This is a genomic window from Bacillus sp. FSL W8-1202 (genome assembly GCF_038006165.1).
Lineage (GTDB): Bacteria > Bacillota > Bacilli > Bacillales > Bacillaceae > Bacillus > Bacillus subtilis.
Genome location: NZ_JBBOUR010000001.1, coordinates 735,414 through 747,174 on the forward strand (window position 1 = coordinate 735,414; position 11,761 = coordinate 747,174).

Consider the following 11,761-nt stretch of genomic DNA (forward strand, 5'->3'; position numbering starts at 1 on the left):
CCAAGTTCCCGACAAATACGATATTGTCGGCTCGGTGCTGTAACGCAGCATAGACGGCATTGGTTACTTCAGTTCCCCAATGCTGCTCCAAGGCGGTAAATGATATTCCTAAGCTGGGAAGCTCTCACCTTTCCTTCCCTCTCTGAAAACCGTAACTATCATTCGTGTCCTTTTCAACGCATTTATGTAGTTCATATAAAAAAACACACCCATCCCTCTAAAAGGGACGAATGTGTTGATCATCCGTGGTTCCACCCAAATTCCCGATCAATTACACATGGTGATCGGCTTAAAGATGCTGTAACGCAGCATGACGGTATCAGATACTTGTTTTCCCCGATACGGCTCAAAGGCGGTAAGCTGCTTTCCCTGCGTTAGGAAGATCTCAGCTGTCCTTCCCTCTCTGGAAACCGTAAAAAGCATCTCGTGTCCTTATCAGTGCCTGTTGTTTCAATAATTTTTTATATCTTACTATATATTCCCACAAAGCGCAATCAGTGATTTACATTTTTTTCTGACGCGGCAGTCCCGTTATGGGCAGCCAGAAACAGCCATACAAGCAATGCAGCGAGGCTGTATGCCGCTCCCATCATCAAAAACGTAAACCCGGCACCGGCATACCAAGTGGCGGACAGATGAATGATCACCCCGGTTATCGCTACGCCGACCAAGGCTCCGATTTGCCGGTTTGCATTTAACGCCGCACCGGCGATATTCGCATGTCTTTGCCCGGCAGCCTGCATGATCACAGTTGTCATGGCAGGAACTGTAATACCGGTACAGAGGTTCATAACAGACATCAACACCGCCAGCTGCCAATAAGGAAAATCCGGAGAAATCAGCACAAACAACAGCAATGCAATGATACAGCTGACCGACATTGATACAAACATAAGCTGACCGGCTTCAAACCGATTCGCCAGACGGGCAAACAGCAGATTGCCGATCACGAAGACCGCCATCATCGGCAGCAGCTCCACTCCAGCCATAAAGGAACTTGTGCCTCCTGCTTCCTGCAAAAAAAGGCTGAGCATAAACATGCCGCCAAAAAGGGCGAAATTCAGCAAAAACCCGATAAATTGGGCAGCTGAGAAGCGGCCGTTTTTGTATAAGGACGCCGGCAGGATGGGTGCTTTTGCAGAAATTTCCCGCAGCAAAAACAGCACAAATGCCAAAATCGCTGCAGTAAATGCTGCAAGAATCACTGGCGAGCGCCAGCCCGCTGAAGGCCCCTGTATCAAAGCATAGGAAAGAAACCCGAGAGCCATCATGCCAAGCAGATGCCCGATGATGTTCACGCGGCTGCTTTTTCCCGGAACGCGGCTGAGGATTCGGTAAGCTGAAATGAGCGCAGCAGCCCCTATTGGCACATTGATTAGAAAAATACTCTGCCAGCCCGCCAACTCTACCAGCACGCCCCCGATAAAGGGCCCAAGGGCTGAAGCGGCGGAAACAAGCGCGGCCCACAGCCCAAACATTCTCGCCCGCGCCCGCTCATCAGGGTAAGAGGCAGCCAAAAGGCTGAGTGAGCTTGGCATAAACAAAGCTGCTCCAATTCCCTGTATGAGACGTCCGGCAATCAGCATCTGCCCATTTATAGATGCAGCGCATAGACAGGAGGCCAGAACAAAAACGGCTAGACCCAAGATATAGATCGTCTTCGAGCCGAAACGGTCACCCAAGGCTCCGCCCGCCAGCAGAAGCGACGCAAAAGTAAGAATGTACCCGTCCACAACCCACGTTACACCTGAAAGTGACATTGAAAGAGTGTTTTTCATATCAGCCATCGCCACATTCACAACGGTCACATCAAGAGTTGCCATGAGGAAACCAAGTGCGAGCACGATCAGCACGGATATGCCTGTTGATGATGTTGATTCTTGTATAGACCCGCTATTTTTCATTACAATTGCCCTTTCACTTGCTTGATTACCCAATCATCTATTTTTTCAAGATCATACAATTCCCCGACTCTGTCCATGACATGCTGCAAGGATTCTTCTCTCATAAGATTGGACCATTTATCCTCGATTTCCCCCATGACTGTCTCCAGCACACAGTGACTTTCACCCTCAAATACAGATTGCAGCAGGCCTTTCCCCTGATACATCGAACCTCTGCCTTCGACCGCTTGATAAACATCATAAAGCGTAATGTCCGCCAAAGGCTTCGTCAGGGTAAAACCGCCCTTCGTCCCTGGTAAGGATTCTGCCAAACCGGCTTGAACTAATGTTCTCATCAGCTTCTTCAAGTAAGACGGAGACACGCGCAATCGCTGGCTTATAGCCTCTGACGTCAAAGAAGCCTGTACAGGCAGCCGTGACAGTAACAGCAGCACAGAAACCGCCTGCTCCATTCCTGATTTCATTTTCATCCTATTCACTCCCGATTCATTATGGATAACTATTATCCATAATGAATCTCTTAGCAGCTTTTGTCAATAAAAAAAGCAAAAGAAACGATTCATTTCTTTTGCTTAGTATGGTTAACAAATCTGCTTCAGTTCCTCTATGTATTGAAGCGCTTCGTCATATTCTTCATTTGTATATTTTTGCTTGCTTTTGATGGTAAAGACTTTTTCTTTCTTTTCCTCATCCTCAAGCCCGTCAAAGTAAAGGATCGTGGAAACCAGCTCTAAAAACCGTGATGAACGGCTGTTTACACTGTCGATATAGCCTTTCATATCCGGCATGTCCAGATCAGCATGGTCTAAAAATGCGGAGCCTGTCTCAGTCAGCGAATACCGGTATTGAAAGTAGCCGCCCTTTTTTTCCTTCACCTCATGCAGAAATCCAAGGTTGCACAGCTCTTCAATCTGGAGCGTCAGTTCCTCCGAATACGGTCCATAAAAGTGAAAATCATATTTCTCATAGAAAGGAAACTGCATTTTCTTGGCGATATAAATCATTTTCTGCAGCTTCTTTCGCCCGATGATTTCTCCAGAATCCGAGAACACCTTCATCAGTTTTGCATGTTCTTTCAACAAATTCCCGACATCTCCTTTTTCCTTCTTTCCAATTTCTATGTCAGTCCCAGCAGCTGCCGGATTTTCATTTTCGCTTCCGGATGTTCAGAGCCGTCACAAATCAAGTCCTTTGGATAGTACAGCTTGTGGTCCGTCCGCCGTTTACCTGAGATGGATTCCACAATAGCCGACTGCCTGGACAGCTCTTTAATTTGGCCGTTTTGCGTCAAGAGATGGATCGGCAGACGCTCCTCTTCCTCTCCCGGTCGGTAAAAATCGTATGGCAGATCTGATGAAGAATCAACGACCAAATAATAGCTCGGATCGATTCCCGCCTCTTTGAACAATGAAGTCAGCTCAAAATAAGCCGACATTTCTTCATTCGGATTGAATTCAACGTATTGGAACAGCTGGCGGTTAATGAATCTGCGGCACAAGTCGGATAAAATCGCGTCTTCTTCATCCTCCCAGGCCTGGAAGTAATACAAAATAATAGATTCATCCAGCTTTACATAATCCTCCAGTGTCAATTTCCCTTCAAAAATAGAATAGAAATGAACCGGAGCGTGAGTGAAGACATAGCCTTCATCGTGCAGCTGCTTCGCCCTGTGAAGAATCTTCGTTAAAATGACCTCTGCACTTCTGGTCACAGGATGGAAGTAGACCTGCCAGTACATTTGGTAACGGCTCATGATATAGTCTTCGACAGCGTGCATTCCGCTTTCTTTAATGACGATCTGATCCTCGCGCGGCCGCATCACCCGAAGAATCCGCTCCATATCAAAATGGCCGTAGCTGACGCCCGTATAATATGCGTCGCGCTGGAGGTAATCCATGCGGTCTGCGTCAATCTGACTCGAAATCAGGCTGACCACTTGCTTGTTTTTATATGTTTTGGCAATGACTTCAGCAACATCCTGAGGGAAACCCGGGCTCACCTTTCTGAGCACCTGATTAACCTGCGTGTCTCCCAAAATGATACCTCTTGTAAAATCCTCGTGGTCAAGGTGAAAGACCTTTTCAAATGAATGCGAGAACGGCCCGTGCCCGAGGTCATGAAGCAGTGCCGCGGCCAAACAGAGTTCACGCTCACTGTCATCCCATTCAGGGCGGCCTTTAAAGACGTCATCAACCATTCTTCTGACAATTTCATAGACACCGAGAGAATGGTTGAACCGGCTGTGCTCAGCCCCATGGAACGTCAAATAGGTCGTGCCGAGCTGCTTAATTCTGCGGAGACGCTGAAATTCACGGGTTCCGATTAAATCCCATATCAGCTTGTCCCGAACATGAACATAGCGGTGCACCGGATCTTTAAACACTTTTTCTTCTGATAATTTTCCATTTGGATACGCCATCGTCATTCCCTCTTTTTTTTAGCCGTGTTTCTATTATATCGACTCTATTCTTTGAAAACATCCTTGAATTTGCCCGGCGATTTGTTCCATCTTCATGAAAAACACATCTTGTGAAGCAAAAAAGCCTGACCTGAGGGCCGAGGCTAAGAAAAAATATGTTTTTACTTTTTTATTTTCTTTTTTACTTTGTCAATCAGCTCATCCTCTGTCGGAGCTGACAGCGGGCGATTGTTCACAAAAGCAAATGATTTTTTCCGTCCGGGCCCGCAATAAGATTGGCATCCTACCTCAACCTTTGCGTCCGGGTCCACTTCTTTCAAACGCGGCAGCAATGTTTTGATATTAGTGGCTTGGCAATCATCACACACTCGAAATTCATTAGCCATGACGTACGCTTCCCTTCATTTCTATGTTCATCTATGTGAATAACCTAAAATCACGTTTCAAAAAAAATCACATCACTCTTCATTTTACAAGGATTCGACTGTTCCTGCAAGCCGCTCCATCCTTCGTATCTCCTATTCTTTCAGCCAATTTGTATAAATATTTTCCAACCTGGACATTCTAATACCATGAAAAGAAAAATGGGAGTTGAGATAAATGACAAAACAACGACAAGACGCTTGGTCAGAGGAAAACGATCTGCTTTTAGCCGAAACAGTGCTTCGGCATGTGAGAGAGGGCAGCACTCAATTGAATGCCTTTGAAGAAGTCGGCGATAAATTAAACCGGACATCCGCAGCCTGCGGATTCAGATGGAACGCGGTGGTCCGCCATCAATATGAAAAAGCGCTTCAGCTTGCGAAGAAACAGCGAAAACAGCGGATGAGAGCGCTTGGAAAAGGGCAGCCTGCGAAAAAAAGACTATTATATCAGCCTCCTGCCGTTGATCCTGAAATCATTCAAGAAACCGCTGCTGAGGAACCGGTCAAAACGGATGCTCCATCTGTCGAAAATGAGCAGCAGCCTTTAATGTCTGGCGAACATATGCCTTTTGTTGATGAAAGCTTTAAGGAAGAGTTAGCTAGTCTATCACACTTATTGTCTCCTCAAACGCCTGCAGCTGCGCCTGAGATGACGATGAATGATGTGATCCGCTTCCTGCAGAATTACGAAGGCAATAACGAGCAATCATCAGCATTAAAAATGGAAAACGAGCGTTTAAAGAAAGAAAATCAGGAATTGCAAAACAAAACAGAGCAGCTTGAGGCAGAAGTTCAAAAGCTTGAAAAAGACCAAAAAACGATCCAAGAAGATTATGAAACCTTGGTGAAAATTATGAACAGAGCCAGAAAGCTAGTTTTATTTGAAGAAGATGAACATGCCTCTCCGTCCTTCAAAATGGACCGGAACGGCAATTTAGAAAAATTAGCGGAATGACATAGAAAAATCCCAAAACGGGCAGCTGTTTTGGGATTTTCGCCATGTGCAAAATCCCCTTTTCTATTGAGAAAAGAGGATTTCCTCATTTTGCAGCCGGATCAGCTATTCTTGTAAAATGAGGCCAAGCTTATGTGAATCTATTAAGACATGTGAGCTGCCTCGGCCGTTTTATGTTTCCGAGGCGCAGCAGAAATGACCAAAAGCCCCAGCATCATAAGCGCAATGCCCAGCCACGAGGAAGGCGAAAGCATTTCTCCTATGAAAAACACGCCAAGCAATGAAGCAGTCAGAGGTTCAGCTAAAGACAGCGTGACCGCCGCCGAGGCCGGAACCCCGGTAAGCCCTTTCGCAAACAAAAAATATGCGGCACATGTTGCAATTAACCCGATGTAAAGGCTCGTTCCCAGTCCTCTAGGGGTCCATATCCACGAGATATCTGACTGCCATAGTAGCGGCGTCAGCAAGATGGCGCTGATCATGAATACAACGGCGGAAGTCGCTCGCGGAGGCTGGGTTTTCATCATCGCTTTACTGATGAGCGTATAGCCCGCAAAAGAAGCACCCGCTCCAAGCGCCATAAGAACACCACCCACATCAATCCGAACATTGGAACTGTCGGAAAACAGAAGCCAGCAGCCCGCTAAAGCCAGCACGGTCGCAATCCACCAGGAGTTTCGCGGGCGTTTCTTCAATACGGCCCATTCAAGGCTCCCGGCAATGATAGGCGCACTGCCGATGGCAATCACAGTTCCCACCGCAATTCCCGTTTCTTTAACAGCTGTGAAAAACAGCGGCTGGTAACACGCCATACATACAGCGGCTAAACATATGAGCGGCCATGACCAATTTTTCACGTGAAGCTCCCGGCTGATCCAAACCGCAAGCAGCATGGCGCTTCCTCCTATTAATAACCTGAACGCTCCAAATGCCAGCGGTGTGGCGCTTTCTGGAGCCAATGCCTGAACGGTTCCCGTGGTCCCCCAGAAAAAAGCCGCCATCAATACAAAAAGGCTGTAAATATTCCCTTTCATCTGCCTCTCCCCTTTAATATGGATGCTGATGTCATTTTATCGTTTTTCTTTTTGTCGTGGTTATCTGTATGTAAGAAGGATTTATCTGAAAATAAGATTATTGGGGTAAAATGCCGCTTGAGATAAAAAATGCATGCCGGCATATACAGCCGGCATGCGAAGAACGTTCACCCAAATACCTTTGCATTCCGCTCAGCCATCCGGACGAGGTTTTTCTCAAATTCCATTTCCTCATCAATGGACAGTCCGGCAGAGTAAAGATGAGTGCTTAACGCTTTTAATTCCGTCAATAAAGCGAACATTAAGTCTTGTACGGAGATGTCTTTTTGCAGAAGCTCACTTAAGGACGCCATCGTTTCCGGACGTATTTCCGGATAGACGCCTTTTTTATCGTTTTGTTTGTCTTTCAGCGCCGCTTGATAGAATCGTCTGATCAAGTCGGCCCTTTCACTGCCGCTTTTATCCGCACAGAGATAAATTTGAACAGCGACTCCGCCGCGAACGCGTCTCTGAGAGATGCCGGCGAACTTTTTGCCATTTATACTGAGGTCATAGCTGCCGGGACAATAAGACCCTTCAATTTCATAGGCTTCGATCTTTGCATTGTACGGTCTCAGCATTCGTCTCATCAGCTCGACCATCGCTTCATATCCTTTGTCTATATCGATGCCTTTCTTTTCGTCCTCGAATATGAGAGAGATATTTAAAACACCGTCATCCAATACGACGGCAAGACCGCCGGAATTGCGTACGATCACACGGTATCCTTCGCTCTCCAGCAAGGAGATGCCATCCTGCAAAAACGGGAGGCGTGTATCCTGTATTCCAAGGACAATTGTATCGTGGTGCACCCATGAGCGCGCTGTCGCCGGCGACACGCCTTTTCCGACGGACATGCACAGCGTATCATCCATTGCGAAGGATTGCTTCGCATCAAATAAAGGGCCGAGACTGGATTGGTCAATGACTCTCCATTTCGGCTGCATCAGTAAATCAATCGGTTGGTTTGCCATCTATGTAAAACCCTTTCATGTTAGGCTTATTGAACGAAAACTATTATATCATTTCAGCAGCTGTGATTGATAATTGCTTTTCAGCATCGTAATAAAAATTTCTTTATTTTTTGTATTCTCCATGAGAGGAGAATGAATGTAAGACAGCTTGCGCTTTAACGAGAAATCTTTAATATGCAGAATTGAGATTTCGCGGTGGATCAAATCCTTATGCAGTACGCTTCTGGATAGAACCGAAAGTCCCATGCCGTTAATCACCGCTTCCTTTACACCTTGATTGCTGCTGATGGTGAACATTGATTTCGGCCGAAGTCCATTTGAACTGAGTACATGATCGAGATATTCTCTCGTCCCGGAGCCTTTCTCTCTTGTCACCCACGCTTCGTTCTGCAAATCGCTGATCGAAATCTCTTTCCGCCCGGCGAGCGGATGCTGATTTGGAGCGGCAATGCACATTTCATCCTCCATGAACGGTTCAATTTCCAGCTCATTCTCGTTTGTATGTCCTTCAATCAGCCCGATATCAGCCTGAAGCATCCGCACACGCTCGCTGACCTCCTCTGTATTGCCAATCATGACATCTAGATTCAGCTCTGGATACAGCTTTTGCAGCTGGGCCAATAGCGGCGGAAGAATATACTCACCGATTGTAAAGCTTGCAGCTATTTTCAATTCACCCTTCACATAGTGATGATGCGCATAGATTTCAGCCTTGGCTTGTTCGTAGAGAAACACCATTTGCTTTGCTCTTTGATATAAAATGTCTCCTGTCGGCGTTGTCGTAAAGTGTTTTGGCGACCTGTTCAGAAGAGCCGTTTGAAATTCTTTCTCAAGATTTTTGATATGCAGACTGACGCTGGGCTGGGAGATCATCAGCTTTTCCGCCGCTTTTGTGAAGTTTTTTTCTTCTACCACCGCTATAAACGTTTTCAGCACGTCGTAATACAAAAACCCCACCCCTGTCATTAATGAAATATATGGTTATGATTAGTTTTCTTTATTGTACTCATATCATCCGTCTTGGTAAAGAAGGCTATACGGAAGCGCAAAAAGGCAGCCCTCGGTCGAGAGCTGCCATCGTCTTCATTTTTATTACAGTGCTTGCGCCGCTGTAATTAATGCGAGATTGTAAACATCTTCAGCGTTACATCCTCTTGAAAGGTCGTTTACAGGCATATTTAAACCTTGCAGGATTGGTCCTACCGCTTCAAAGTTGCCCAAACGCTGAGCGATTTTATAGCCGATGTTTCCTGCTTCAAGGCTTGGGAATACGAATACGTTAGCGTCCCCTTTGATCTCGGAATCCGGCGCTTTTTTCTCAGCTACAGATGGAACAAATGCAGCATCAAATTGGAATTCGCCGTCAAGTGTCAGTTCAGGCGCTTTTTCTTTCGCGATTTTCACTGCATCCGCTACTTTTTCTGTTTCATCAGATTTTGCTGAGCCTTTTGTAGAGAAGCTGAGCATTGCCACGCGAGGCTCAATGTCAAACATTTTTGCCGTATTGGCACTTTCGATCGCAATCTCGGCAAGGTCTTGGCTGTCAGGCGCAATGTTGATCGCGCAATCTGCGAATACGTATTGCTCTTCCCCGCGAGCCATGATGAACACGCCTGAAGTCTTTTTCACGCCTTCTTTTGTTTTGATGATTTGAAGAGCCGGGCGGACAGTGTCAGCTGTCGAGTGAGCAGCTCCGCTTACAAGTCCGTCTGCAAGGCCTTTATACACCAGCATTGTACCGAAGTAGTTCTCGTCTAATAACGCTTTGCGAGCCTGTTCTTCTGTCGCTTTGCCTTTGCGGCGTTCTACAAATGCTTGTACAAGGTCTTCCATGCCTTCATATGTATGAGGATCATAAATCTTAACGCCGTCCAGCGTAAGGTTCAATTCTTTTGCTTTTGCTTGGATCTCATTTTCATTGCCGATCACAATCGGATTCAGCACTTTGTTTCCCGCAAGCTTGCTGACCGCTTCTAAAATACGCTCGTCTAAGCCTTCAGGAAATACAATTTTAACGTCTTTTCCAGCTACTTTTTCTTGCACTGTTGAAAATAAATCTGCCACAATAAAACCTCCTCAAAAAGTTACAAAAACGCTTTCTTTTACTAGCATACTCTTCTTCCAATCAAATTCAAACAGCCAACTTTCATTATAGCGCTTTCATAAAAAAATCTTATTTTTCTAACTAATTTAAGTGACTCAATCTTCCCTTATAGGTTCTTCTATTTTGATGGAGTTATACGGAAGGGATGTTCAAGGTTTCTCCACAGTAGAATCGGATAAACTATGGTATAGTGAAGGCAATCATGAAAAGATAATGGGAGTGAAGATAAATGAGTGAACAGCAAATGACGAATGAAGCTGCAAAAACGCTTGACGGCTGGTATGCGCTTCATGATTTCCGCACAATGGATTGGACTTCCTGGAAGCTGCTGTCCAGTGATGAGCGCCAATCTATCATACATGAATTCACCGGGTTGCTTGAAAAATGGGGCGTAGCCCAAAAAGAAGGAAAAGGATCGCAAACTCTTTACAGCATCGTCGGCCAAAAAGCTGATTTTATGCTGATGATCCTTCGTCCTACAATGGAAGAATTAAATCAAATTGAGCTTGAATTCAACAAATCAAGACTTGCTGAGTTCACCATTCCGGCATACTCCTACGTATCAGTGGTAGAGCTGAGCAACTACTTGGCAAGCGGTGACGGCGATCCTTATGAAAATCCGCATGTGCGCGCTCGCCTTTACCCTGAACTGCCGGAATCAAAATATGTATGCTTCTATCCAATGGATAAAAGAAGATCCGGCAATGACAACTGGTATATGCTTTCAATGGAAGAACGCAGAAACTTGATGAGAAGCCACGGTTTAATCGGCCGCAGCTATGCGGGCAAAGTCAAACAGATCATCACCGGCTCTGTCGGCTTTGACGATTACGAGTGGGGCGTTACATTATTCAGCGATGATGTCCTTCAATTCAAGAAGTTAGTGTATGAAATGCGTTTTGACGAAGTCAGCGCTCGCTATGGCGAATTTGGTTCATTCTTTGTCGGCAATCACCTTTCGCTTGATACACTTCCTCAATTCCTATATGTATAATATCCCCTCCCGCCCTATCCGGCGGGAGTTTTTTAATCCTCCTTTATCAGAATTTAAATAAAATTTGTTATTTTCTTCTTTTTTTCTTACGATGTAGATAATAATCCAATTTTTTCTAAGGGGTGCAGTTATTTGTCAAAACGAACCGCATTTGTTATGGGAGCCAGTCAAGGGATCGGGAAAGCAATCGCGCAGACCAGCATTTTTCCCTCGTCATTAATTCACGAAATTTGGATAATATTGAATCTGTCAAAGAAGACATTTTGGCCAAGCATCCTGATGCGAGCGTCATTGCCCTTGCGGGGGATATGTCTGACCGGCATACGAGAGCGGGCATTTTTCAGGAAATCGAATCTCAATGCGGACGGCTTGATGTTCTGATTAATAATATCCCGGGCGGCGCGCCTGATACATTTGATAACTGCAATATAGACGATATGACGGCCACGTTCACTCAAAAGACCGTTGCCTATATTGACGCTATCAAGCGTGCTTCCTCACTGATGAAACAAAACGAGTTTGGCAGAATCATCAACATTGTCGGAAATCTGTGGAAAGAACCCGGCGCCAACATGTTCACAAACAGTATGATGAATGCCGCTTTAATTAACGCCAGTAAAAACATTTCCATCCAGCTTGCTCCTCACAACATTACAGTCAACTGCCTGAACCCTGGTTTTATCGCTACGGACCGTTATCATCAATTTGTGGAAAATGTGATGAAAAAAACAGCATATCCAAACAGGAAGCAGAGGAACAGGTCGCTTCCGGGATTCCGATGAAACGGGTCGGATCAGCCGAAGAAACCGCTGCGCTCGCCGCGTTTCTTGCCTCTGAGGAAGCCTCCTACATCACGGGGCAGCAAATTTCCGCTGACGGCGGCAGCATGAAAAGCATATAAAAAACATCCCGC

At 45.7% G+C, this 11,761-nt stretch carries 11 protein-coding genes, 1 pseudogene and 2 other annotated features (1 of these 14 running past the window's edge); of the genes and pseudogenes, 3 read left to right on the forward strand and 9 right to left on the reverse strand.

Going from position 1 to position 11,761, the window contains the following annotated elements:
• Positions 1-186 (reverse strand) — a binding site (T-box leader) (it extends 36 nt beyond the left edge of the window).
• Positions 187-219: 33 nt separating this feature from the next.
• Positions 220-448, reverse strand: a binding site (T-box leader).
• Between the two features lie 46 nt (positions 449-494).
• The 5 genes from NSQ09_RS03765 to NSQ09_RS03785 all read right to left on the reverse strand — a co-directional run bounded on the left by NSQ09_RS03765 (position 495) and on the right by NSQ09_RS03785 (position 4,709).
• Entirely contained in the window at positions 495-1,904 is a 1,410-nt protein-coding gene (locus NSQ09_RS03765) for an MFS transporter (RefSeq protein ID WP_341030578.1), read from the reverse strand.
• On the reverse strand, positions 1,904-2,374 hold the full coding sequence (locus NSQ09_RS03770) for an Rrf2 family transcriptional regulator (protein ID WP_017696247.1): 471 nt from the start codon (positions 2,372-2,374) through the stop codon (positions 1,904-1,906). Before NSQ09_RS03770 ends, NSQ09_RS03765 begins: the two co-directional genes overlap by 1 nt.
• 111 nt (positions 2,375-2,485) lie before the next feature.
• Positions 2,486-2,986: a YwgA family protein gene (locus NSQ09_RS03775; protein WP_003227524.1), complete on the reverse strand. Its 501-nt coding sequence runs from the start codon at positions 2,984-2,986 to the stop codon at positions 2,486-2,488.
• 35 nt (positions 2,987-3,021) lie between these two features.
• Positions 3,022-4,323, reverse strand: coding sequence for an HD domain-containing protein (locus tag NSQ09_RS03780; RefSeq protein ID WP_129093495.1), 1,302 nt, complete (start codon positions 4,321-4,323; stop codon positions 3,022-3,024).
• A gap of 161 nt (positions 4,324-4,484) precedes the next feature.
• The gene (locus NSQ09_RS03785) at positions 4,485-4,709 is read right to left on the reverse strand and encodes a DUF1450 domain-containing protein (RefSeq protein WP_003222050.1); all 225 of its coding nucleotides are present in this window, start codon (positions 4,707-4,709) and stop codon (positions 4,485-4,487) included.
• Positions 4,710-4,923: 214 nt separating this feature from the next.
• Between NSQ09_RS03785 and rsfA the strand changes: the two genes are divergently transcribed.
• Positions 4,924-5,703 (forward strand): prespore-specific transcription regulator RsfA, encoded by a 780-nt coding sequence (rsfA, locus tag NSQ09_RS03790; protein WP_144453174.1) that lies wholly within the window; start codon positions 4,924-4,926, stop codon positions 5,701-5,703.
• Positions 5,704-5,846: 143 nt separating this feature from the next.
• Here rsfA and NSQ09_RS03795 read toward each other — a convergent pair whose 3' ends face one another.
• From NSQ09_RS03795 to pta, 4 genes are all read right to left on the reverse strand, one after another.
• A complete protein-coding gene (locus NSQ09_RS03795; RefSeq protein ID WP_095844030.1) occupies positions 5,847-6,737 on the reverse strand; it encodes a carboxylate/amino acid/amine transporter in 891 nt (296 codons plus the stop codon).
• 167 nt (positions 6,738-6,904) lie between these two features.
• Positions 6,905-7,750, reverse strand: a complete 846-nt coding sequence (gene ywfL / locus NSQ09_RS03800; protein WP_003227511.1) for an octanoyl-[GcvH]:protein N-octanoyltransferase — start codon at positions 7,748-7,750, stop codon at positions 6,905-6,907.
• 48 nt (positions 7,751-7,798) lie between these two features.
• Positions 7,799-8,698 (reverse strand): cysJI operon transcriptional regulator CysL, encoded by a 900-nt coding sequence (gene cysL / locus NSQ09_RS03805; protein WP_014481233.1) that lies wholly within the window; start codon positions 8,696-8,698, stop codon positions 7,799-7,801.
• A gap of 144 nt (positions 8,699-8,842) precedes the next feature.
• A complete protein-coding gene (gene pta, locus NSQ09_RS03810; RefSeq protein ID WP_003235941.1) occupies positions 8,843-9,814 on the reverse strand; it encodes a phosphate acetyltransferase in 972 nt (323 codons plus the stop codon).
• A gap of 269 nt (positions 9,815-10,083) precedes the next feature.
• Here pta and hemQ point away from each other — a divergent pair, with 269 nt between their 5' ends.
• Together hemQ and bacG are read left to right on the forward strand one after the other, a co-directional pair.
• Positions 10,084-10,848 (forward strand): hydrogen peroxide-dependent heme synthase, encoded by a 765-nt coding sequence (gene hemQ / locus NSQ09_RS03815; protein ID WP_003227507.1) that lies wholly within the window; start codon positions 10,084-10,086, stop codon positions 10,846-10,848.
• 132 nt (positions 10,849-10,980) lie between these two features.
• Positions 10,981-11,749 (forward strand): annotated as a pseudogene (bacG, locus tag NSQ09_RS03820) (NADPH-dependent reductase BacG).
• Positions 11,750-11,761: the final 12 nt, after the last annotated feature.